The organism is Pseudomonas sp. HD57-3, assembly GCF_056113135.1.
In genome coordinates, this window is the sequence record NZ_CM148568.1 from 1,932,898 (window position 1) to 1,955,851 (window position 22,954).

The following is a 22,954-nucleotide window of genomic DNA, read 5'->3' on the forward strand; positions in this document are numbered from 1 at the left end:
CATGAGCTCGACCAAGGATCCGTGCATCAGCGTCTGCAAGTTCAGCGACGACATCTGTCTCGGCTGCGGCCGCAGCAAGCGCGAGATCCGGGCCTGGAAGAAACTCGACAAGGACGACAAGCGCACCGTACTGGCCGAAGCCGCGCTGCGTCTCATCAAGCTCGGGGCCACCGGTCGGCGGAAAAAGAAATAACCTTGCCCTGATCGACTAGTCTCTGATGCGCGCGCGGCCACATCCGCGTATGATTCGCGACCCTTCGGCGATCCCTTCGCCCGAAAACCCAGATTTCAACGCTTCAGCGGCTCATTCAGCGCCGCTGAACAGACCACACCGGGAGGTGCCCAGATGAGTGACATCAATCAGAAAGACGACCAGGAAATCGGCCCAGCAGGCGAAAAGCTGCAGAAAGTCCTCGCCCGTATCGGCGTCGGCTCGCGCCGTGACGTCGAATCCTGGATCGCTGCCGGCCGGATCAAGGTCAATGGCAAAGACGCCACCTTGGGCCTGCGCGTCGACATGCACGACGCCATCACCATCGATGGCAAGGTCATCAAGCGCGAAGAAGCCGCCGAGTCGGTTCGCCGCGTGATCATGTACAACAAGCCCGATGGCGAGATCTGCACCCGTGACGACCCGGAAGGCCGTCCGACCGTGTTCGACAAGCTGCCGCGTCCGAAAGAAGGCCGCTGGATCAACATCGGTCGTCTCGACATCAACACCACCGGTCTGCTGATGTTCACCACCGACGGTGAACTGGCCAACCGTCTGATGCACCCGTCCTACGAGATGGACCGCGAGTACGCGGTGCGTGTACGTGGCGAAGTCGATGACGAAATGATCGAGCGCCTGAAGGCCGGCGTTGTGCTGGAAGACGGCCCGGCGCGTTTCACCGACATTCAACAGGCACCGGGCGGCGAAGGCTTCAACCACTGGTATCACTGCGTGGTGATGGAAGGCCGTAACCGTGAAGTACGTCGTCTGTGGGAATCCCAGGGCCTGGTGGTCAGCCGCCTGAAGCGCGTGCGTTTCGGTCCGGTGTTCCTCAACTCCGACCTGCCGATGGGCCGCTGGCGTGAAATGAGCCAGTACGAAGTCGACGTGCTGAGCGCCGAAGTCGGCCTGACCCCGGTGGCCATGCCGCAACTGAATGCCAAGAGCAAAGACAAGCTCGATCGCATGCAGCGCAAGTCGTCGCGCCCGATGGCCCGTACCGAGCGCGTGCGCACCCTGCGTCCGGCCAACGGTGCACCGATTGGCGCCGGTCCGCGTCCGGTCCGCGAGCCGCAGATCGAAGGCGAGCGTCCAGGTCGCAAACCGGCAGCGCGTCCGGATGGCGAGCGCGGTCCACGCACGCCGCGTCCGGCCAATGGCCGTACCGAGCGGGGCGAAGGTCGCGGTACGCCGGTGGCGGATCGTCCAGTCGACACCAAGCGTCCGTCCAAGCCATCGCCGAAGCGTCCAGGCATCAAGCTGGCTGACGATGACAAGCCGTCGGGCAAGCGCCGTGGCGCACCGGCCGGTTCCGGCCAGCGTCCGGGTTTCGGTCGCAAGAAGCCGGAATAACGCGGTTGTAAGCTTCGAGCGGCAAGCTTCAAGCTGAAAACAGAAACGCCAACCTCAGGGTTGGCGTTTTTTTTTGGTCTTTTTATTTCTATTTTTCGGGCGTGTTTTTCTTGTTTTAAAACAAAAAACTCAACGCCTTTCAAATAGTTAGTCAGCTAACGTAAATCGCTGCTCCGGGCTTCGATGGGTCTGAAGTGGAAACTTAACGTTACGCACTGTCAGTGAATATTTACGAAAAAGCCGTCGCGGTCCCGTGAATCGGGTGTCTTTGTCAGGCTGTAAGGAAAATCTGCCGGAGCCAGTCCCGCCGGGCCTTGCGCAGCGCTCTGGCGCGCTTGTTTCAGCGTCGTTTGGAGGGTGAGATGCGCTGCATGCCTGTCGTGCAGGTGCATAACAAGAAGGAGGCGCAATGAACGCCGATATCCATTTTCACTTCTCCACGTGGGGCGGATTTTCCATCGTCCACGCCGATGGCCTGCAAAGGCCTGACTCAATTTTTGCAGCCGCCCGGGCCTCCCGGGGTGGACACATGCAATCCCGGCAACCGACACGCTGATCCGGCGAGGTCTGGCAGCAGGGGGTTAGCGGTGTACAATGCGCCGCGTTTTAACTGTGACCCTCTGCGTAATCGCGCAAACCTCAAGGTTTATCCGCCTTGTTCACTCCGCCGCGTCACAAGCGTGTCGGGTTCGATTTCGTCACAGATAAAAACAAACAGGTGACGCATGACCGTTGTAAAAAAGCTGAATTCCTGGTGCCTGCGCTGGGGTTTGATCAAGGTTGGCTGAAATCGCAACCTTGCAGCAACGTCTACTGAACATCATCAAACCTTGCGTGAGACCTTTTTCATGAGTGGACAAAACTCGCAATCAGGCGAGCTGAAACGCGGCCTGAAAAATCGCCATATTCAACTGATCGCCCTCGGTGGTGCGATCGGTACCGGATTGTTCCTCGGCTCGGCCGGAGTGCTGAAATCCGCCGGCCCGTCGATGATCCTCGGCTATGCCATCTGCGGCTTCATCGCCTTCATGATCATGCGCCAGCTCGGCGAAATGATCGTCGAAGAGCCGGTAGCCGGTTCCTTCAGTCATTTCGCACACAAATACTGGGGCGGTTTCGCCGGCTTCCTGTCGGGCTGGAACTGCTGGATCCTGTACATTCTGGTGGGCATGTCGGAGCTGACCGCAGTCGGCAAATACATCCACTACTGGGCGCCGGAAATCCCGAGCTGGGTCACTGCTGCCGCGTTCTTCGTGCTGATCAATGCGATCAATCTGGCCAACGTCAAAGTCTTCGGTGAAGCCGAATTCTGGTTCGCGATCATCAAGGTCGTGGCGATCGTCGGCATGATCGCCCTGGGCAGCTACCTGCTGGTCAGCGGCCATGGCGGCCCGCAGGCTTCGGTCAGCAATCTGTGGTCCCACGGTGGCTTCTTCCCGAACGGTGTGAGCGGTCTGGTGATGGCCATGGCGATCATCATGTTCTCCTTCGGCGGTCTGGAAATGCTCGGTTTCACCGCAGCCGAAGCCGACAAGCCGAAAACCGTGATCCCGAAAGCGATCAACCAGGTGATCTACCGGATCCTGATTTTCTACATCGGCGCACTGGTGATCCTGCTGTCGCTGACCCCGTGGGACAGCCTGTTGGAAACCCTCAACGCTTCCGGCGACTCCTACAGCGGCAGCCCGTTCGTGCAGGTATTCTCGATGCTCGGCAGCAACACCGCTGCGCACATCCTCAACTTCGTGGTTCTGACCGCGGCATTGTCGGTGTACAACAGCGGCACCTACTGCAACAGCCGCATGCTGCTGGGCATGGCCGAGCAGGGCGATGCGCCGAAAGCGCTGGCGAAGATCGACAAGCGCGGCGTGCCGGTGCGTTCGATCCTGGCGTCGGCGGCCGTGACCCTGGTGGCGGTGCTGCTCAACTACCTGATCCCGCAACACGCGCTGGAACTGCTGATGTCGCTGGTGGTTGCAACGCTGGTGATCAACTGGGCGATGATCAGCTTCTCGCACTTCAAGTTCCGCCAGCACATGAACAAGACCCACCAGAAGCCGCTGTTCAAGGCGCTGTGGTACCCGTACGGCAACTACATCTGCCTGGCGTTCGTCCTGTTCATTCTTGGCGTGATGCTGCTGATCCCGGGCATTCAGATCTCGGTGTACGCGATCCCGGTGTGGGTGGTGTTCATGTGGGTCTGCTACGTGATCAAGAACAAGCGCGGTGCACAGCAGGCACTGCACGCGGCGAACGCTGCCAAGTAAGCGTCGCAGCAAAAACAACAAACCCGGCCACGTGCCGGGTTTTTTGTACTTTCGCGGTATCCTGCGGGTTCTGATTACGGACGCTTTTCCATGCTGGTGATTTCCAACAATGTGCATCTGCCGGATGCAGAGATCGAACTGACGTACATCCGCGCCCAAGGCGCCGGTGGGCAGAACGTCAACAAGGTCTCCAGTGCCGTGCATTTACGCTTCGACATTCCGGCCTCGTCCTTGCCCGAGTTCTACAAGGAGCGACTGCTGGCGTTGCGCGACAGCCGCATCACCAGCGACGGTGTGTTGATCATCAAGGCTCAGCAATATCGTACGCAGGAACAGAATCGCGCCGATGCGCTGGAGCGTTTGACCGAGTTGATTCTCAGCGCTACCAAGGTTGAAAAGAAGCGCCGGCCGACCAAGCCGACGCTGGGTTCAAAGAAGCGTCGGCTCGAGTCGAAAACCAAGCGCGGCAGCATCAAGGCCGGGCGCGGCAAGGTGGATTTCTAGTCTTCGCGGTACTTCGCCGTGTGGCGGTACAGGTAGACGCTCAATGCCAGACCGCTCAGCGCAGCGAGGGCGGCGAACAGGAAGATCGAGGCAAAACCGAAGCCCGCCGCAATCGCACCCGCCAGCGGCCCGGTGATGCCCAGCGACAAGTCGATGAACAGCGAATACGCCCCGACCGCCGCACCTCGACTGGAGGCTGGCACCAGGTTCACGGCTTCCACGCCCAGCGCCGGGAACACCAGTGAGAAACCGAAACCGCTCAATGCCGCACCGGCCAATGCCCAATGCGCGTCCGGCGCGAGCCACAGCAACAGCAGGCCCAGGGTTTCCACCGACAGGCAGGCAATCGCCACACGAAAGCCGCCGAGGCGGTTGATCAAGTTGCCGAACAGCAGCCGCGCACCGATGAAGCTGGCGCCGAACAGGCTCAGGCACAACACCGCGTTATCCCAGTGCTGCGTGGCGTAATACAGAGTGATGAACGTGGCGATGGTGCCGAAGCCGATCGAGCCCAGCGCCAGTCCGCAGCCGTGCGGGAAGACGCGACCGAGCACGTGCATGAACGGCAGACGCTCGCCGGCCACGATCGGCGCGGCGGTTTTCGGCCAGGCCAGCAGCAGCCCCAGCGTGGCCAGCAACAGAATGCTCACGCCCATGCTCCACAAGCCGAAACGGCTGACCAGCCACACGCCCAGCGGCGCACCGACCGCCAGCGCGCCGTAACTGGCGATGCCGTTCCACGAGATGACCTTGGCGGTGTTGGCGGCGCCGACGCGGCCGATGCCCCAGCCGATCGAGCCCGAACCTACGAGGCTTTCAGCGCTGCCCAGCACCAGTCGGCCGATGAACAGGCTGATCAGGCTCAGCAGCGGCAGATGGGGTGTCCACGCCGAAATCAACATGAACACACCGCTCAAGCCACAACCGGCCAGACCAATCATCACCGCACGTTTGCTGCCCTTGTTATCGATGATCTTGCCGGCATACGGACGACTGAGCAGGGTGGCGAGATATTGCACGCTGATCACCAGCCCGGCGATGACCGCGCCGAAGCCCAGGTCGCTGTGCACATAACCTGGCAGCACCGCCAGCGGAATGCCGATGTTCAGGTAGCCGATGAAGGTGAACAGGACGATGGAAACGACTTGCAGCGTGACCGCCAGGGGACGCTGGGGTTCTGGCATAGAGGACGACATGAATTACGATCCACGGGAAGAGCAGAATAGATAGGCTGCTCATGATACCGATGCGGACGCGTCTGGGGCGGGGAAAAGTAAAACTATTTGGCCGGGGCGACCAATTGCGTGGTGACCAGTGCGGCCAACGCGTTTTCCTCGCTGCCGAAACGGGCGAGCAGGGCGGCCTGTTTCTCGGGCGAGAGACGGCTCCAGATCTCGATCATCTTCTCGGTGGCACCGATCAGGATCTCGGCCTGTTGTTCATCGAATTCTTTGGACATGGCAGCTCAGGTTTCAGGCAGTGTGGAAAGCGCATGTTAGCGCTTTCCACACGGTCTGTACGGCGGGTGTTGCTTACTCTTCGCTGTCGGCCGGACGGCTCTCGGCGGCTTCTTTCGGCTCGGGCTGTTGGGCACCGGCTTGTTGCGTGGTCGTCTGCTCAGTTTCGTGCAGGCTTGGGAAGGGGAGATTCGGAATCTCGTGCATGGTTGCGCTCCTCGCTAAGTCTGTTGATAGATCTGGTAGATCCGCGCTTTCAGAAAGCCTGCGAAGGATACAGCAGGAAAAGTGACAAATAGATTTTTAAATCCATTTGTTTCGACGGGCGGGATTGTCTAGACAAGTGCGACAGGGTGACGCAGGGCGAATGCAGGGGCGAGCCTGCTCGCGATGATCGTTCCCACGCTCTGCGTGGGAATGCAGCCCGGGACGCTCTGCGTCCCTGCCGAAGCGGACGCGGAGCGTCCATTGAGGCATTCCCACGCGGAGCGTGGGAACGATCAAGACAAGGGGGAGTTATTTGCAGACGCTGGCGATCGCTTCGGCCAGCAGATCCAGACGTGTCGCATCAATCCCGGCGACGTTGGCCCGGCCCGAGCTGACCATGTACACGCTGTGATGCTCGCGCAGGTTTTTCACCTGTTCCGGCGACAGGCCGGTGTAGGAGAACATCCCGCGTTGCACGCCGATGTGCGCAAAGCGCTCGCGCAGACCGTGCGGTTCCAGCGCTTCCACCAGACCGCTGCGCAACTGGGCGATGCGCAGACGCATGGCTTCCACTTCGTCGGCCCAGCGGCGTTTCAGCTCCGGGTCGGCGAGGATCGTGGCGACGACAGCCGCGCCGTGATCCGGTGGCGTCGACCACAGGTTGCGAGCGATGTGCGCCAACTGGCTGCGGATGTCGATGAGCTTGTCAGCGGTTTTCGCGCTGACGATCAACGCACCGGTGCGGTCGCGATACAGGCCAAAGTTCTTCGAACAGGAGCTGGTGATCAGCAGCTCGGGCAACTCGGCGGCGAACAGCCGGGTTGACCATGCATCCTGCTCCAGACCGTCGCCAAAGCCCTGGTAGGCAAAGTCGATCAGCGGCAGCAGATTACGGCTGCGCACCACATCCAGCACGCGCTGCCAGTCGTCGTGGCTCAGGTCGAAACCGGTCGGGTTGTGGCAGCACGCGTGCAGCAGCACCACATCGCCTTTCGGCACTTCATTGAGCACGGCGAGCATCGCGTCGACATCGAGGCGGTTGTCGCTGCCGACGTACGGGTAATGGCTGATCTTGACCCCGGCGGCCGCGAAAATCGTTTCGTGGATCGGCCAGGTCGGGTTGCTCAGCCATACGCCTTTGCCCGGCAGGCATTGGGCGATGAAATCCGCTGCCAGGCGCAGGGCGCCCGTGCCGCCCGGGGTTTGGGTGGCACCGGCGCGTTGCTCGGCGATCAGCGCCGAATCGGCACCGAGTACCAGCTCATTGATGACCTTGCCGAACAGCGGATTGCCGTGGCCACCGATGTAGGTCTTGGTGTCCTGGCTCTCGACCAGACGCGCCTCGGCGATTTTCACCGCCTCGGGGATTGGCGTCAGGCCCTGGGCATCCTTGTAGACGCCCACACCGAGGTCGAACTTGCGCGGGTTGGAGTCCTGCGCATAGGCCTCCATCAGGCCGAGGATCGGGTCGCCGGGCACCCGGCCGATGGCGTCGAAGTGCATTACTTGCGTCCTTCTGCAGTCTTGGCCACTTCGTCAGTGCGCGCGGCCATGATGAAGTCGTTGCGGTGCAGGCCTTTGATCGAGTGGCTCCACCAGGTCACGGTGACTTTGCCCCACTCGGTCAGCAGGCCCGGGTGGTGACCTTCGGCCTCGGAGATCTCGCCGACGGCGTTGGTGAAGGCCAGCGCGTGCTTGAAATTCTTGAACAGGAAGACTTTTTCCAGCTGCATGATGCTGTCGCGGACTTCGATGTTCCAGTCAGGGATCTGCTTGATCAGGATCGGCAGTTCCTCATCGCTGACTTGTGGGGCATCGGCACGGCAGGCTTCGCAATGGGCTTGGTTCAAAGTGGACATGGTGGACTTCCTGAAATCTGAAGGTGTTTTTTTATATTGGCGGTCAGTGTCGCCACGCTAAACCAAAGTGGCGACGACGGACAGACTCACTTGTAAGCAAAAGTCGCGGGTCACGCGGCTTTTGGTTTTGGCGGAAACTTCGGTGCGTGCAGACCCAGCTGCATGCCTTGCTTGACCATGGCCATGATGTCTTCGTGGGCCAGGTCGAACAGGCGCTTGAGGTTCGGCAGGACAAAATACAGCGGTTGCAGAATGTCGATGCGATACGGCGTGCGCATGGCTTCCAGCGGATCGAAGGCCTGATGCTCGGGCTCGTCCGACAGCGAATAAACGGTTTCTTTCGGCGAAGACAGGATGCCGCCGCCGTAGATGCGTTTGCCTTGCGGGGTGTCGACCAGGCCGAACTCGATGGTCATCCAGTACAGACGCGCCAGATAAACACGTTCTTCCTTGGTCGCTTGCAGGCCGAGCTTGCCGTAGGTGTGGGTGAATTCGGCGAACCACGGGTTGGTCAGCAGCGGGCAGTGGCCAAAGATCTCGTGGAAAATGTCCGGCTCTTGCAGGTAGTCCAGTTCTTCACGGGTACGAATGAACGTGGCCACCGGAAACTGCTTGCTGGCGAGCAATTCGAAAAAGGTCTGGAAGGGGATCAGCGCCGGGACGCGGGCAACCTGCCAACCGGTGGTCTCGCCGAGCACCTTGTTGATCTCGCCCAGTTGCGGAATGCGGTCGTGGGGCAGACCGAGTTTTTCGATACCGTCCAGGTATTCCTGGCACGCACGACCCTCGATCACTTTCAACTGGCGGGTGATCAGCGTGTTCCACACCGCGTGTTCTTCGGCGGGGTAGTCGATAAAACCTTGCGCATCGGGCTCGCGGGCCACGTATTGCGTCTGCTTCATACTGCTCTCCTGCGAGGGGGATTTCGTTCTTGTTATGTCCTGCGATGGACTGAGAAATACCCCGGAACGTTCGTTGTTGCAGCAGGTTGAACACCGGTCGAGTAGGAAAAGTCTCTTTAATTCGTAAAATTTTCGTTACGCTTCGTGTGATAAGTCGTGTTTGCGGTGACTGTCGGGTTTGAAAAGGCCGATGGCTGTCACATAATCTTGACGACTATCTTGCGCGCTGCGCAGAAAATTCCGGCGTCAGACCGCTTCTTCACCTGTTTCGGGCCTTTATATGCGTATCAAAGTCCACTGTCAGAACCGCATCGGCATCCTGCGCGACATTCTCAATCTGCTGGTGGAGTACGGGATCAACGTCGCCCGTGGCGAGGTGGGCGGTGAGCATGGCAACGCGATCTATCTGCATTGCCCGAACCTGATCAACATTCAGTTCCAGGCGCTGCGACCCAAGTTCGAGGCCATCGCTGGTGTGTTCGGCGTCAAGCGGGTAGGGCTGATGCCTAGCGAGCGGCGGCACATGGAGTTGAATGCGCTGCTCGGTGCGCTGGAGTTTCCGGTGCTGTCGATCGACATGGGCGGCTCCATCGTGGCGGCCAACCGTGCGGCGGCGCAGTTGCTCGGGGTGCGGGTGGACGAGGTACCGGGTATTCCATTGTCGCGTTACGCCGAGGATTTCGACCTGCCGGAACTGGTGCGCGCCAACAAATCGCGAATCAACGGCATGCGGGTCAAGGTCAAGGGCGACATTTTTCTGGCCGACATCGCGCCGCTGCAATCGGAGCACGACGACAGCGAGGCCATGGCCGGTGCCGTGCTCACCTTGCACCGCGCGGACCGGGTTGGCGAGCGCATCTATAACGTACGCAAACAAGAGCTGCGTGGCTTCGACAGCATCTTCCAGAGCTCGAAAGTGATGGCGGCGGTGGTGCGCGAAGCACGACGCATGGCACCGCTGGATGCGCCGTTGTTGATTGAGGGCGAAACCGGCACTGGCAAGGAATTGCTGGCACGGGCCTGCCATTTGGCGAGCCCGCGCGGTCAGTCGCCGTTGATGGCGCTTAACTGCGCGGGGCTGCCGGAGTCGATGGCCGAGACCGAACTGTTCGGCTACGGCCCCGGTGCCTTTGAAGGCGCGCGGGCTGAAGGCAAGCTCGGGCTGCTGGAGCTGACGGCGGGCGGCACGTTGTTCCTCGATGGCGTCGGCGAAATGAGCCCGCGCTTGCAGGTGAAATTGCTGCGCTTCCTGCAGGACGGCTGCTTCCGGCGGGTGGGCAGTGATGAAGAGGTTTACCTGGATGTGCGGGTGATCTGCGCAACCCAGGTCGACCTGTCGGAGTTGTGCGCGCGCGGGGAATTTCGCCAGGATCTGTATCACCGTTTGAACGTGCTGTCGCTGCACATCCCGCCACTGCGCGAATGCCTCGACGGTTTGACGCCGCTGGTGGAGCACTTCCTCGATCAGGCCAGCCGACAGATCGGCTGCCCGTTGCCGAAACTGGCGCCGGCGGCGATGGACCGGCTCAGCCACTACCATTGGCCGGGCAATGTGCGGCAGTTGGAGAACGTGCTGTTCCAGGCGGTTTCGCTGTGCGACGGCGGCACGGTCAAGGCCGAGCACATTCGCCTGCCGGATTACGGTGTGCGTCAGCCGCTTGGCGATTTCTCCCTCGAAGGCGGGCTGGACGAGATTGTCGGGCGCTTCGAGAAAGCGGTGCTGGAGCGCTTGTATTCCGAACATCCGAGCAGCCGGCAACTGGGCAAGCGGCTCGGGGTTTCGCACACCACGATTGCCAACAAGCTGCGTGAGTACGAAGTCGGCAAGGACGCGTCCGAGTGATCACGGCCGGATCGAGTGTTTGCCGCCAAGCGGCATGACACCGCCGGTTTTTCGTCTTCGATACATTTCCCACCTCCCCGCAAAATCCCTCAAGTCCTTTGTTTACCGGGCCCTCGGCCGCCAGAAAAAAGTTGGTCTGCAAATTGCTTATGGCTCAGCAGTACAGCGGTGGGCGGCAAACGTCCGGCATGCAGAGGAAAGAGTGTGGACAAGTACCTTTATGTGGCAATGACCGGCGCCAGCCAGAACGCACTGGCGCAAAAGGCTCATGCCAACAACCTGGCGAACATCTCCACCAACGGTTTTCAGCGCGACCTGGAGCAGGCGCGTTCGATGCCGGTGTTCGGTGACAGCTTTCCGGCGCGTGCGTTTGCCATGAGCGAACGGCCCGCCACCGACTTCACGCCGGGCTCGCTGGTGCAGACCGGTCGTGACCTCGACGTCGCCGTGTCGGGCAACGGCTGGATCGCCGTGCAGAACCCTAATGGCGGTGAAAGCTACGTGCGCACCGGCAGCCTCAACATCGATGCCCTAGGCGTGTTGCGTGCCGGCAACGGCATGCCGGTCATGGGCAACGGCGGTCCGATCGCCGTACCGCCGGAGCAGCAGGTGGAAGTCGGTGAAGACGGCACCATCAGCATCCGTGCGATGGGCGAGGGGCCGCGCGTCATGGCCGAAGTCGACCGGATCAAGCTGGTCAACCCGGACATAAAGAACATGAACAAGGGCCTGGACGGTTCGATTTACACCAAGGACGGCCAGCCTGCGCCGGCCGATGCCAACGTCAAACTGGTGTCGGGTTTCCTGGAGTCGAGCAACGTCAATGCCGTGGAAGAGATGACGTCGGTGCTGGCCCTGGCCAAGCAGTTCGAACTGCACGTCAAGATGATGAACACCGCCAAAGACGACGACCAGGCCATGGCTCGGGTCTTGCAGATCAGCTAATTATCAGAACGTCGCGCCGTAAAACAGGCGCACGAGGAGAATCGAATGCTTCCGGCTCTATGGGTTGCCAAAACCGGTCTGTCCGCCCAGGACACCAACCTGACCACCATTTCCAACAACCTGGCGAACGTATCGACCACGGGTTTCAAACGTGACCGCGCCGAGTTCCAGGACCTGCTGTACCAGATCAAGCGTCAGCCAGGCGCCCAGTCGACCCAGGACAGCGAACTGCCGTCGGGTCTGCAACTGGGTACCGGTGTGCGCATCGTCGGCACCCAGAAAAACTTCACCGCCGGCAGCCTGCAAGCCACCGAGCAGCCACTGGACATGGCCATCGACGGTCGCGGTTTCTTCCAGATCCTGCAGCCGGACGGCACCACGTCCTACACCCGTGACGGTACATTCCACCTCGATTCCAACGGCCAGATCGTCAACGCCAGCGGTTTCGCCCTGGAGCCGGCCATCGTCATTCCGAACAACGCCCAGAGCTTCACTGTCGGTACTGACGGCACTGTGTCGATCACTGTCCCGGGTAACCCGGCTGCTCAGGTGATCGGCAACCTGCAAACCGCCGACTTCATCAACCCGGCCGGTCTGCAAGCAGTGGGCAACAACCTGTTCCTGGAAACCGCCGCTTCCGGTGCACCGCAAGTCGGTACTCCGGGCCTGAACGGTTTCGGTACCACCCTGCAGAACACCCTGGAAACCTCCAACGTCAGCACCGTGGAAGAGATGGTCAACATGATCACCACCCAGCGCGCGTACGAGATGAACTCCAAGGTGATCTCCACCGCCGACCAGATGCTCTCGTTCGTAACGCAGAATCTGTAATCAAGTCTATGAGGCGGCCATGAGGTCGCCTGCAACACCGTGAGGTAAGGGTCATGAAGCGCTTTGTATCTGTTGTGGCATTGAGTGGGGTCGTCTCGCTCGCGGGCTGCGTCGCTCCGACGCCCAAGCCCAATGATCCTTACTACGCCCCGGTGTTGCCGCGCACACCGTTGCCGTCGGCCGCCAACAACGGCTCGATCTATCAGGCCGGTTTCGAACAGAACCTGTACAGCGACCGCAAGGCGTTCCGGGTCGGTGACATCATCACCATCACCCTGAACGAGAGGACCCAGGCCAGCAAGAACGCCAACTCGCAGGTGGCCAAGAACAGCAAGACCGGCATCGGTCTGACGTCGCTGTTCGGCAGCAGTGCGACCACCAACAACCCGATCGGCGGCAATGACCTGAGCCTGAGCGCCAGCTACGAAGGCGACCGTGCGACCAAAGGTGACAGCAAGGCCGCCCAGGGCAACACCCTGACCGGTTCGATCACCGTGACCGTCGCCGACGTGCTGCCCAACGGCATCATCGCCGTGCGTGGCGAGAAGTGGATGACCCTCAACACCGGCGACGAGCTGGTGCGGATCGCCGGTCTCGTGCGGGCCGATGACATTGCCACCGACAACACCGTGTCCTCGACCCGGGTCGCCGATGCGCGCATCACCTACTCGGGCACCGGTTCGTTCGCCGATGCGAGTCAGCCAGGCTGGTTCGACCGTTTCTTCCTCAGCCCGCTGTTCCCTTTCTAGGTGGCTAAGTTGAATTTCAGAAGTCTCATGGTGGCCGCGTTCCTGTTGTCGGCGGCCTTCAATGCACAAGCCGAACGGTTGAAGGACATCGCCAGCATTTCCGGCGTGCGTTCCAACCAGTTGATCGGCTATGGCCTGGTGGTCGGTCTTAACGGCACCGGCGACCAGACCACGCAGACCCCGTTCACCCTGCAGACCTTCAACAACATGCTCTCGCAGTTCGGCATCAAGGTGCCGCCGGGATCGGGCAACGTGCAGCTGAAAAACGTTGCGGCGGTATCGGTGAGTGCCGATCTGCCGGCGTTCGCCAAGCCGGGTCAGCAGGTCGATATCACCGTGTCGTCCATCGGTAACTCCAAGAGCCTGCGCGGCGGCACCCTGTTGCTGACTCCGCTCAAGGGTATCGACGGCAACGTCTACGCCATCGCTCAGGGCAACCTGGTGGTCGGCGGTTTCGACGCTGAAGGTCGTGACGGTTCGAAGATCACCGTCAACGTTCCGTCGGCCGGTCGCATCCCTGGTGGTGCGTCGGTGGAGCGTTCGGTGCCGAGCGGTTTCAACCAGGGCAACAGCCTGACGCTGAACCTCAACCGTTCCGACTTCACGACTGCCAAGCGCATCGTCGACAAGATCAACGACATGCTCGGCCCTGGCGTCGCCCAGGCCATCGACGGCGGTTCGATCCGCGTGACCGCGCCGCTCGATCCGAGCCAGCGCGTCGACTACCTGTCGATCCTGGAAAACCTCGAAGTCGATCCGGGTCAGGCCGTGGCGAAAGTCATCATCAACTCGCGTACCGGCACCATCGTCATCGGCCAGAACGTGAAGGTATCGCCGGCCGCCGTGACCCACGGCAGCCTGACCGTGACCATCACCGAAGACCCGATCGTCAGCCAGCCGGGTCCGCTGTCCAACGGCCAGACCGCCGTGGTGCCGCGCTCGCGGGTGAATGCCGAGCAGGAAGCCAAGCCGATGTTCAAATTCGGCCCGGGCACCACCCTTGACGAGATCGTCCGGGCGGTGAACCAGGTCGGCGCAGCGCCGGGTGACCTGATGGCCATTCTCGAAGCACTGAAGCAGGCCGGCGCGTTGCAAGCCGACCTGATCGTGATCTGAGGACGGCGACCATGGATATGCGCAAAAGCGGTCTGGTCAGCAGCAGCGATTCGGGTTCGTACTCCGACCTCAATCGCTTGAACCAGCTCAAGGTCGGCGACAAGAACAGCGACGCAAACATGCGCAAGGTTGCGCAGGAATTCGAATCGCTGTTCCTCGGTGAAATGCTCAAGTCGATGCGTTCGGCCACCGAAGCGCTGGGCCAGGACAACCCGCTCAACACGCCGGCTGCCAAGCAGTATCAGGAAATGTACGACCAGCAACTGGCGGTTTCCATGTCCCGCGAGGGCGGTGGTATCGGCCTGGCCGACGTGCTGATCAAGCAGATGTCGAAGAACAAACCGATGGCGCCGGGCGAGGCTGCGGCCGCATCCGCCGCCAAGCAGGAAGAAGCCAGGGTCAAGGCCGCTGCCGTGGCCACGCCGATTGCCGCCGGCACCGTGGCCACCAATGGCCCATTGTCGCGACTCAATGGCGAGCGTCCGCTGTGGGCGTCGCGTTCGGTGCATGCGCCGAACACCGAACTGACCCATCGCAATGACATGGAAATGATCAACAAGCGTCGTCTGGCGTTGCCGCCGAAACTGGCGGATCGCTTGCTCGCAGGTCTGGTGCCGTCGGCCACGCCGGCAGCGGCCACTCAACTGCCGCAACGCGCCACGACCGCCGCTGTCACCGGTTCCGGCCCGCTGTACAACGGCGACTGGCTGGACCGCGCCGAGGCGGACAAGGCTTCCGGCGGACAGATGCAGATTTACGGCCGCGCCATGGCGCAGATCCCGCTGGCACCGGCCAAGCGCGCGTTCAGCAGCGCCGACCAGTTCGTCAACACCATGCTGCCGATGGCGCAGGAAGCCGCCGCACGCATTGGCGTCGATCCGCGTTATCTGGTGGCTCAGGCCGCACTGGAAACCGGTTGGGGCAAATCGGTCATGCGCGCCCAGGACGGCAGCAGCAGCCACAACCTGTTCGGCATCAAGGCGAGCAGCAACTGGAAGGGCGATTCGGCCCGGGCGATCACCAGCGAATTCCGCAACGGGCAGATGGTCAAGGAGACGGCCGAGTTCCGTTCCTATGCCTCGTACAAGGACAGCTTCCACGATCTGGTGACGTTGCTGCAGAGCAATAATCGCTATCAAGATGTGCTGAAGTCGGCCGATAACCCAGAACAGTTTGTACGCGAGTTGCAAAAGGCCGGTTACGCGACCGACCCGAACTACGCGACGAAGATTTCGCAGATTGCCAAACAGATGACGGTAAATCAGAACTACGCTGCGGCCGGCGTTTCAACAACGCCCTTATAAACACAAGGTAAGGTTTGAATCATGAGTTTGCTCAATATCGGGATGTCGGGGTTGAACGCGAGTTCTTCCTCTCTGGCTGTGACAGGTAACAACATTGCCAACGTCGACACCGCCGGTTATTCACGCCAGCAAACCGTGCAGGGCACCAAGTCCTCGATTCAGTACGGTAACGTGTTCATTGGTACCGGTACGACCCTGGCCGACGTGCGCCGGGTGTACAACTCCTACCTCGAATCGCAGCTGCACACCGCCACCTCGCTGAGCAGCGAAGCGGCCGCCTATGGCGCGCAGGCGACAGCGCTGGACGGCTCGCTGTCCGACACCAACACCGGCCTGACCGGCGTGCTGCAGAAGTTCTTTACCTCGATGCAAGGCGTATCGACCTCGGCCACCGACGACACTTCCCGTCAATCGGTGCTGACCGGCGCGCAAGCCCTGACCAGCCGCTTCAACGCCCTGGCCAAGCAGCTCAACGACCAGAACACCACGCTCAACGGCAACCTCGGCGACATGGCGGCCCAGGTCAACAAGCTGGCCACCTCGATTGCCAATCTCAACCAGAAGATCGGCGAGATTTCCACCAGCGGCGGCCAGCCGAACGATCTGCTCGACACCCGTAACGAAGCCGTGCGCCAGCTCTCCCAGCTGGTCGGCGCGCAGGTCGTCGAGCGCGGCACCAGCTTCGACGTCTACGTCGGCAGCGGTCAGCCGCTGGTTGTCGGTAACACCACCAACACCCTGAGCACTGTGCCGAGCAAGGATGACCCGTCGCGCATGGGCATCCAGATGGATCGCGGTTCGAGCACCATCGACATCACTTCGGTGATCAGCGGTGGCGAAATCGGCGGTCTGCTGAGCTATCGCAAGGAAGTGCTCGACCCGTCGCTCAACGAACTGGGCCGTGTAGCGCTGGTGATCGCCGATCAGGTCAACCGTCAGCAAGCCCAGGGCATCGACAAGAACGGTGACTTCGGCGCAGCGATTTTCAACAACATCAACAGTGCCGCGCTGATCAGTCAGCGCAGCATTGCCCAGGCGGGCAACAGCGCAGGTTCGGGCAACCTTGACGTCACCATCAAGGACACCGGCAAGCTGACCACCAACGATTACCAGGTCACCTTCACCAGCGCGACCAACTACACGGTCAAGCGCTCGGACGGCACCGACATGGGTTCGTTCAGCACCACGACCACGCCGCCTCCGGTCATCGACGGCTTCACACTGGCCCTCAATGGCGGTGCCCTGAGCGCCGGCGACACCTTCAAGGTGACCCCGACCCGTAACGCGGCCGCCAGCATCCAGACCGTACTGACCGACCCGAAAAAAATCGCGGCGGCGGCACCGTTGACCGGCGTGGCCAGTGCCAACAACTCCGGCACTTACACCCAGCCAACGCTGACCGACACCATCGACATCTACAACCCGGCCTCCCAGGCCGAGTTGCAGAACGCGCTTAAGTATTCGACCCCGGTCAAACTGGTGTTCGGTGCGGTCGCCAGCGGCAGCCAGTCGTACAACATGGTCGACGCCAAGGGCAACACCATCGGCAGCGGGACCATCGTGCCGGGGCAGGCCAATACCCTGAACCTGAAGATCGGCATGGTCGACTCCACCGGCGCTCCGGTGATGGACACCAGCGTCACGCCGAACGTGCAGAAAACCTTCACCGTGCAGACCACCGTGGGCGCGACGCCGAAAGCCGGCGAAACCTTCACCATGAGCCTGACCGGCGCGGCGTCTTCGGACAACCGCAACGCCCAGGCGCTGGTCGGCCTGCAGACCAAGCAGACCGTGGACACCGGCTCGGGCAGCAAGGGCATCAGCCTGACCGACGCCTACAACAAGCTGGTGACCAACGTCGGTACCAAGGCTGCTCAAAGCAAGTCCGACATCGAAGCCACCACGGCCATTCTGGATCAGGCGCAAGGCGCGCGTGATTCGCTGTCTCAGGTCAACCTGGACGAAGAGACCGGCAACCTGGTCAAGTATCAGCAGTACTACACAGCGTCTTCGCAGATCATCAAAGCTGCGCAGGAAACCTTCGCCACGCTGATCAACAGTCTTTAAGGAGTCGTAATTCATGCGCATTTCCACCGCTCAGTATTACGCGACGCAAGCTGCTCAATATCAGCGCAACTACAGCAAGGCTGTCGCGACCGCGAACGAAGCCAGCAGCCTGCAGCGCATCAACACCGCCGCCGACGATCCGATCGGTGCCGGTCGCCTGCTGAAGCTCGGCCAGCAGGCCGCGGTGCTTGAGCAGTATCAGGGCAACATCGATACCACCAAAAGCGCGCTGACCGTGCAGGAGTCCACGCTGAACTCCATCACCACCGCTTTGCAGCGTGCGAAGGAAATCGGTCTGGCCGCCAACAACGGCATCGCCACCGACGCGGACCGCAAGGCCTACGCGGCGGAACTGGGCCAGATCCAGCAACAGGTGCTGGGCCTGATGAACTCCAAGGATGCCAACGGCAACTACCTGTTCTCCGGTTCGAAGACCGATACCGCGCCGTACTCGCAGAACCCCGACGGCACTTACACCTACAACGGTGACCAGACCCAGATCAACCTTGGCATTGGCGACGGCCTTTCGGTGGCTACCAATACCACTGGTTGGGATGCATTCCAGCAGACCATCAACACCAGCCGCACCCAGACCACGATGACGGCTCCGGCTGTCGATGACGGACGTGTGGTGCTGTCCAGCGGGACCATCGGTTCCAGTGCGACCTATGACGCCAAGTTCGCAAGCGGTCAGCCTTACACGATCAGCTTCCTGAGCAGCACCCAGTTGAAAATCACCGATGCCCTGGGCAACGACGTGACGGCTGAAGCCAGCAAGAACGGTGTGATCAGCAACAGCAACGGTGAGAACCAGGCTGTCAGCTTCCGTGGCGTCGATCTGAAGCTGAACATCAACCTCAAGTCCGGTGACAACGCGGATGCGGTCATTGCCGGTCACAGCTTCCAGTTGTCGGCTACGCCTGATTCGTTCACTGCCGCGCGCAGCCCGGGCAACCCGTCGACCGCGGTCATCACCGGTTCGAACGTGACCAACCAGGCGGCCTACAACGCCGCCTTCCCGTCCGGTGGCGGCGCGGTCCTGAAGTTCACCAGCGCTACCGCGTTCGACCTGTACGCAGCGCCTGTCACCGCCGACAGCAAGCCCGTGTCGTCGGGCACCGTGGTTGGCGGCAACGCGACAGCGGCCGGTGTAACCTTCGCTCTCGGTGGTACGCCTGCAGCCGGTGACCAGTTCTCGATCCAGTCCAACAACCACCAGACCCAGAACGTGCTCGACACCCTGGGCCAGATGGTCACGGCGCTGAACGGGCAGATCGATGCTGATCCGGTGACCAAGCAGAAATTCCAGGGCGCCATGGAATCGGCACTGGGCAACCTCGACAGCGCTTCCAATCAGATCGGGGCTGCCGTGACTTCGATCGGTGCTCGCGGACAGTCGCTGGATGACCAGACGACTACCAACCAGAGCCTGGTCCAGGCGAACACCATGACCCAGGGCACGATCCGCGATTCGGATCCGGCCGAAGTCATGACCCGCCTGACCTTGCAGCAGACCATGTTGCAGGCCTCGCAATTGGCATTCAGCAAGATCAGTCAGTTGGGTCTGTTCAACAAGATCTGACGCTGGACGGGCGCGCAAGCGCCCGTTTGCCCAGTTCCTCAGTTAACGTTTTTTAGCGGTTTCAAGGGCTCGCTTCACCGAGCGGGCTCGTACCGCCTGTGAGCCCGCCGTGAAGTCACTTCCCCTCGTCAGCCTCGTCATTCCAGCCTTCAATCCACGCTTTTTCGAGCGGGCATTGCGCAGCGCCGTCAGTCAGGGTTATGGCAACCTCGAAATCATCGTGTGCGATGACAGTCGTGGCTCTGAAATCGAGGGCATGGTCGCGACGATGATCGAGCAAAGCGGGGTTGCCGTGCATTACGTGCGTAACCCGCGCACCCTGGGCATGGTCGGCAATCTGCAAGCCTGCCTGGATCAGGCACAGGGCGAATTCATCAAGTTTTTGTGTGATGACGATCAGTTGTTCACCAGCTGTATCGAGCACCAGGCCGATGTGCTGGCCCGGTATGATGATGTCAACCTGGTGCTGGCCCAGCGTCTGTTCTGGGACGCCGACGACATGGTGTTGCCTTCGCGGCTGGAAAATACGCCACTGTCGCCAACCAGTGGTCTGTTCAAGGGTGTTGACCTGCTGGCGCTGTTCGAGACGTTTCCGTCAAACATCCTCGGTGGTTTCAGCAGTGCCTTGTTCCGTCGCGCCGATATGGTCGAATTACTGCCGGCCTTGACCCAGCCGGGCCACTGCTTTGTGGCGAGCCTCGATTTTGCACTGTTCGTGTGTTTGCTGCGTCGCGGCAATGCGGTGGTCTCCAACCACGTATTGAGTGTCGAGCGCCTTTATCCCGATCGTCTGAGCGGCCAGCAAGCCATGAAGGATGCTCTGGGGGTCGAGCAACAATGGCTGCTGCAAATGCTCAAGTCGCGCAGTGGCGAGTCGGCTCCTGCAAAGGGATGGGTGCGTCATGTGCCGTTGTCCAAGGCTGACGAATCGCCGCGGGTCTGGAAAGAATTGCCCCTGAGCCGAACGCTCGGCACCAAACAGAGTGCACAGATATGGCAGGTCGGCAATAAAAGCCAGAGTTTTTCCGAGCTCTATTCGCAATGGCTGGAGTGCCGCGCGCTCAGCGACGTCCAGCGCAGATTGCTGCCGGACATTCTGGCGGGCTGGCCATCCACGCCGCGAATCGTGCCAATCGTGGTTGATGAGCAGGGCAGTCTGGCGGCGCTGGAGCGAACGCTGGAAAGCCTCGCCGCCCAGGACTACCCGCCCGAACTGACACTGGTGCTTTCCAGCGATTGCGCGGAGCCGGCACTGGATGGGCGAGTGTTTCATTTGCCGTTGCAGGACGATTACCTGCAACAGATCAATCAGCTAATGCCGCAGCTGGAAGGCGCCGACTGGTTCTATCTGCTGCGTGCCGGCGATCGTCTGGTGGTCCCTGCGTTGTTGATGATGGCCGAGCGCATCGCCTTCGACACAGCCTTGCGCATTGTGTACAGCGATGAGGGCGGTTTGCGTGCGGGTGAGCCGGTCGGACCGGCGTTCAAGCCTGACTTCAACCTGGATCTGATGCGCACCTTTCCTTATGTCGGCCGTGCCCTGGCGTTCCAGCGCGACACCTTCCTGGCTCTCGGCGGTTTCGATTCGACGTTCACTGAGCTGGCGCCTCACGACATGCTGTGGCGGATGGTGGAAGGTCAGGGCACGCAGGTGGTCGGGCATCTGGCCGAGGTTGCCATCGAGTCGGTATTCGACCTGACCCAATGGCTGTCGCTGCCTGAGGTGACGCAAAAAAACCCGCGCTTGCTGTCGGCGCACCTTGAGCGCCTGGGGATCTCCCACGACCTGCGTCGCGGCAGCGTCGAGCTGCTCAATCGTGTCGATTATCGGCATGCGAATCGGCCGCTGGTCTCGATCATCATTTCAACTCGCGATCACATTGCGGCGTTGCAACGCTGTGTCGAGAGCCTGCTGGAAAAAACCGCCTACAGCGAATACGAGCTGTTGCTGGTCGACAACGGCAGCCAGACCGCCGAGGCCCGTGCCTGGCTGGACGGTATGGCGCAATTGGGCAGCGATCGGGTGCGGGTGCTGACGTACGCGCAGCAGGGTAACCTCGCCGCCATGCGCAACTTTGCCGTGAGCCAGGCGAGGGGCGAATATGTGCTGCTGCTCAACCCTTACACGATCATCACTCAGGGTGACTGGCTCGACGAGTTGCTCAATCACGCCCAGCGCCCTGAAGTCGGCATCGTCGGCGCCAAGCTCTTCAACCCTGATGGCTATGTTCTGCACGCGGGGCTGGTGCTCGGTTTGCAGGGGGCGGCCGGCCTGCCGTTTTATGGTCAGGCCATGCAGTCCCCCGGGTACATGTTCCGCTTGCAGGCCGTTCAGGATCTGAGTGCCGTCGGTGCCGACTGCCTGATGGTGCGCAAATCGGTATTCGATGCGGTTGATGGCATGGATGAGCAGAGCCTGCCGCATATGCTGCATGAAGTTGACCTGGCACTTCGCGTGGCCCGGCAGGGTTATCTTGTGGTGTGGACGCCTTACGCAGTGCTGGCGCTGGGTGCGCAGCCGGTGGACGCGGTCAACGATGAAAAATGGGTCTCGCACAGTCAGCAGGAAGAGACGTTCTTCAAGCGTTGGCTGCCGGTCGTTGCCCGTGACCCGGCCTACAATCCCAATCTGTCGTTGCACAAGCACACGGGCTCAAGCTTCGCGCTCGAGCCGGGCCTGCGTACGGGCTGGAGTCCTTTCAGCCACAGCAGCTTGCCGAAGATTCTCGGGTTGCCGATCAACGCATCGGCCATCGGCCACTATCGTGTCACTCAACCGATGATCGAACTCGAAGCGGCAGGCCGGGTTCAGGGGCATATTCGCTACAGCGTGAACCTGCCGCCGATTGTTGAAATCGAGCGTATGGCGCCGGATGTGATCATTCTGCAAGGGCGTTATACCGAAGCACCGGTCAATGAAATGCCGGTGCTGTGCAACTACTTCAAGGCGCGGCGAATTTACGAGCTGGATGACTACGTCATCGATGTTCCGCATCGCAACGCGCATATCCGCAACATGCCGGACAAGTATGAAATGGAGCGCGTCGTGCGCCGTGCGATCGGCATGTGCGACCGTGTCGTGGTCTCCACTCAGCCGTTGGCCAACGCATTGTCGGACATGCATCACGACATCCGCGTCGTGCCGAACATGTTGGCGAAAGAATTCTGGACCAACCTGCGCAGCCAGCGCCGCACTTCGAAAAAGCCGCGAGTCGGCTGGGGCGGCGGCACCAGTCACCACGGCGACCTCGCTGTGATCGCCGATGTCGTGCGCGAACTGGCGGATGAAGTCGACTGGGTCTTTTTCGGCATGTGCCCGGATGACCTGCGTCCCTACATGCATGAGTTCCATGGGGTGATCCCCCTCGATGCGTACCCGGCGAAACTGGCCAGCCTCAATCTGGACCTGGCGCTGGCGCCGCTGGAATTTCACATCTTCAACGACTGCAAGAGCAATCTGCGTCTGCTGGAGTACGGCGCCTGCGGTTACCCGGTGATCTGCACCGACACCGAGGCCTATCGCGGTTACCTGCCGTGCACCCGGATCAAGACCAACACCACGGACGAGTGGCTGCAAGCGATCCGCATGCACCTGGCCGACCCGGACGCCAGCTATCGCATGGGCGACGAGTTGCGTGAGGTCGTGCTGCGCGATTACGTACTGCGTGGCGATAACCTGCGGTACTGGGAAAATGGCTGGCTGGCGGACTGACCGGTTCGTCCAGGCAGCAGCGAAAAACAGGCGACTTTCACAGTC

The 22,954-nt window shown here is 61.1% G+C and carries 19 protein-coding genes; 13 read left to right on the forward strand and 6 right to left on the reverse strand.

The window, feature by feature from the left end:
* The first annotated feature begins 1 nt into the window (after position 1).
* From AC0R79_RS08715 to arfB, 4 genes are all read left to right on the forward strand, one after another.
* The gene (locus tag AC0R79_RS08715; protein ID WP_007958358.1) at positions 2-193 is read left to right on the forward strand and encodes a DUF1289 domain-containing protein; all 192 of its coding nucleotides are present in this window, start codon (positions 2-4) and stop codon (positions 191-193) included.
* A gap of 153 nt (positions 194-346) precedes the next feature.
* Positions 347-1,564, forward strand: a complete 1,218-nt coding sequence (gene rluB / locus AC0R79_RS08720; protein WP_007958356.1) for a 23S rRNA pseudouridine(2605) synthase RluB — start codon at positions 347-349, stop codon at positions 1,562-1,564.
* An 848-nt stretch (positions 1,565-2,412) separates the two neighbouring features.
* A complete protein-coding gene (locus tag AC0R79_RS08725; protein WP_085605723.1) occupies positions 2,413-3,831 on the forward strand; it encodes an amino acid permease in 1,419 nt (472 codons plus the stop codon).
* 90 nt (positions 3,832-3,921) lie between these two features.
* A complete protein-coding gene (gene arfB, locus AC0R79_RS08730; protein ID WP_007958352.1) occupies positions 3,922-4,335 on the forward strand; it encodes an alternative ribosome rescue aminoacyl-tRNA hydrolase ArfB in 414 nt (137 codons plus the stop codon).
* Here the strand turns inward: arfB and AC0R79_RS08735 are convergent.
* The 6 genes from AC0R79_RS08735 to phhA all read right to left on the reverse strand — a co-directional run bounded on the left by AC0R79_RS08735 (position 4,332) and on the right by phhA (position 8,760).
* Positions 4,332-5,519, reverse strand: a complete 1,188-nt coding sequence (locus AC0R79_RS08735) for an MFS transporter (RefSeq protein WP_474735075.1) — start codon at positions 5,517-5,519, stop codon at positions 4,332-4,334. The two genes, arfB and AC0R79_RS08735, sit on opposite strands and share 4 nt — an antisense overlap.
* A gap of 95 nt (positions 5,520-5,614) precedes the next feature.
* Entirely contained in the window at positions 5,615-5,794 is a 180-nt protein-coding gene (locus AC0R79_RS08740) for a hypothetical protein (RefSeq protein WP_007958348.1), read from the reverse strand.
* Between the two features lie 73 nt (positions 5,795-5,867).
* A complete protein-coding gene (locus AC0R79_RS08745; RefSeq protein WP_007958347.1) occupies positions 5,868-5,999 on the reverse strand; it encodes a hypothetical protein in 132 nt (43 codons plus the stop codon).
* A gap of 309 nt (positions 6,000-6,308) precedes the next feature.
* Positions 6,309-7,502, reverse strand: coding sequence for an amino acid aminotransferase (locus tag AC0R79_RS08750; RefSeq protein ID WP_127797271.1), 1,194 nt, complete (start codon positions 7,500-7,502; stop codon positions 6,309-6,311).
* Positions 7,502-7,858, reverse strand: a complete 357-nt coding sequence (locus tag AC0R79_RS08755) for a 4a-hydroxytetrahydrobiopterin dehydratase (RefSeq protein ID WP_003222798.1) — start codon at positions 7,856-7,858, stop codon at positions 7,502-7,504. The genes AC0R79_RS08750 and AC0R79_RS08755 overlap by 1 nt, the downstream gene beginning before the upstream one ends.
* 110 nt (positions 7,859-7,968) lie before the next feature.
* A complete protein-coding gene (gene phhA / locus AC0R79_RS08760; protein ID WP_011333014.1) occupies positions 7,969-8,760 on the reverse strand; it encodes a phenylalanine 4-monooxygenase in 792 nt (263 codons plus the stop codon).
* 280 nt (positions 8,761-9,040) lie between these two features.
* On the opposite strand from phhA, the gene AC0R79_RS08765 reads away from it, so the two are divergent.
* From AC0R79_RS08765 to AC0R79_RS08805, 9 genes are all read left to right on the forward strand, one after another.
* On the forward strand, positions 9,041-10,603 hold the full coding sequence (locus AC0R79_RS08765; protein WP_011333015.1) for a sigma-54-dependent phenylalanine hydroxylase transcriptional regulator PhhR: 1,563 nt from the start codon (positions 9,041-9,043) through the stop codon (positions 10,601-10,603).
* 204 nt (positions 10,604-10,807) lie between these two features.
* On the forward strand, positions 10,808-11,548 hold the full coding sequence (locus AC0R79_RS08770; protein WP_007958343.1) for a flagellar basal body rod protein FlgF: 741 nt from the start codon (positions 10,808-10,810) through the stop codon (positions 11,546-11,548).
* 45 nt (positions 11,549-11,593) lie between these two features.
* The gene (gene flgG, locus AC0R79_RS08775; RefSeq protein ID WP_127797273.1) at positions 11,594-12,379 is read left to right on the forward strand and encodes a flagellar basal-body rod protein FlgG; all 786 of its coding nucleotides are present in this window, start codon (positions 11,594-11,596) and stop codon (positions 12,377-12,379) included.
* Between the two features lie 53 nt (positions 12,380-12,432).
* Complete coding sequence (flgH, locus tag AC0R79_RS08780) at positions 12,433-13,128, forward strand: flagellar basal body L-ring protein FlgH (RefSeq protein ID WP_039765527.1); 696 nt, start codon at positions 12,433-12,435, stop codon at positions 13,126-13,128.
* Between the two features lie 27 nt (positions 13,129-13,155).
* Positions 13,156-14,244 carry a flagellar basal body P-ring protein FlgI gene (locus AC0R79_RS08785; protein ID WP_039765528.1) on the forward strand — a complete coding sequence of 363 codons (1,089 nt, stop codon included), beginning with the start codon at positions 13,156-13,158 and terminating at the stop codon, positions 14,242-14,244.
* 11 nt (positions 14,245-14,255) lie between these two features.
* A complete protein-coding gene (flgJ, locus tag AC0R79_RS08790) occupies positions 14,256-15,548 on the forward strand; it encodes a flagellar assembly peptidoglycan hydrolase FlgJ (RefSeq protein WP_474734115.1) in 1,293 nt (430 codons plus the stop codon).
* A 21-nt stretch (positions 15,549-15,569) separates the two neighbouring features.
* Positions 15,570-17,615, forward strand: a complete 2,046-nt coding sequence (gene flgK / locus AC0R79_RS08795) for a flagellar hook-associated protein FlgK (protein WP_474734116.1) — start codon at positions 15,570-15,572, stop codon at positions 17,613-17,615.
* A gap of 13 nt (positions 17,616-17,628) precedes the next feature.
* Positions 17,629-19,197 carry a flagellar hook-associated protein 3 gene (locus AC0R79_RS08800; protein ID WP_127797276.1) on the forward strand — a complete coding sequence of 523 codons (1,569 nt, stop codon included), beginning with the start codon at positions 17,629-17,631 and terminating at the stop codon, positions 19,195-19,197.
* 109 nt (positions 19,198-19,306) lie between these two features.
* Positions 19,307-22,909: a glycosyltransferase gene (locus tag AC0R79_RS08805; RefSeq protein WP_474734118.1), complete on the forward strand. Its 3,603-nt coding sequence runs from the start codon at positions 19,307-19,309 to the stop codon at positions 22,907-22,909.
* The last annotated feature ends 45 nt before the right edge of the window (positions 22,910-22,954 follow it).

Bases quoted from the DNA above. Each gene is read 5' to 3' on its own strand.
- rluB (WP_007958356.1), top strand. From the start codon at position 347: ATGAGTGACATCAATCAGAAAGACGACCAGGAAATCGGCCCAGCAGGC.
- flgJ (WP_474734115.1), top strand. From the start codon at position 14,256: ATGGATATGCGCAAAAGCGGTCTGGTCAGCAGCAGCGATTCGGGTTCG.
- AC0R79_RS08750 (WP_127797271.1), bottom strand. From the start codon at position 7,502: ATGCACTTCGACGCCATCGGCCGGGTGCCCGGCGACCCGATCCTCGGC.
- phhA (WP_011333014.1), bottom strand. From the start codon at position 8,760: ATGAAGCAGACGCAATACGTGGCCCGCGAGCCCGATGCGCAAGGTTTT.
- flgG (WP_127797273.1), top strand. From the start codon at position 11,594: ATGCTTCCGGCTCTATGGGTTGCCAAAACCGGTCTGTCCGCCCAGGAC.
- AC0R79_RS08765 (WP_011333015.1), top strand. From the start codon at position 9,041: ATGCGTATCAAAGTCCACTGTCAGAACCGCATCGGCATCCTGCGCGAC.
- AC0R79_RS08785 (WP_039765528.1), top strand. From the start codon at position 13,156: ATGGTGGCCGCGTTCCTGTTGTCGGCGGCCTTCAATGCACAAGCCGAA.
- AC0R79_RS08740 (WP_007958348.1), bottom strand. From the start codon at position 5,794: ATGTCCAAAGAATTCGATGAACAACAGGCCGAGATCCTGATCGGTGCC.
- AC0R79_RS08755 (WP_003222798.1), bottom strand. From the start codon at position 7,858: ATGTCCACTTTGAACCAAGCCCATTGCGAAGCCTGCCGTGCCGATGCC.
- flgH (WP_039765527.1), top strand. From the start codon at position 12,433: ATGAAGCGCTTTGTATCTGTTGTGGCATTGAGTGGGGTCGTCTCGCTC.
- AC0R79_RS08725 (WP_085605723.1), top strand. From the start codon at position 2,413: ATGAGTGGACAAAACTCGCAATCAGGCGAGCTGAAACGCGGCCTGAAA.
- AC0R79_RS08745 (WP_007958347.1), bottom strand. From the start codon at position 5,999: ATGCACGAGATTCCGAATCTCCCCTTCCCAAGCCTGCACGAAACTGAG.
- AC0R79_RS08800 (WP_127797276.1), top strand. From the start codon at position 17,629: ATGCGCATTTCCACCGCTCAGTATTACGCGACGCAAGCTGCTCAATAT.
- AC0R79_RS08715 (WP_007958358.1), top strand. From the start codon at position 2: ATGAGCTCGACCAAGGATCCGTGCATCAGCGTCTGCAAGTTCAGCGAC.
- flgK (WP_474734116.1), top strand. From the start codon at position 15,570: ATGAGTTTGCTCAATATCGGGATGTCGGGGTTGAACGCGAGTTCTTCC.
- arfB (WP_007958352.1), top strand. From the start codon at position 3,922: ATGCTGGTGATTTCCAACAATGTGCATCTGCCGGATGCAGAGATCGAA.
- AC0R79_RS08735 (WP_474735075.1), bottom strand. From the start codon at position 5,519: ATGCCAGAACCCCAGCGTCCCCTGGCGGTCACGCTGCAAGTCGTTTCC.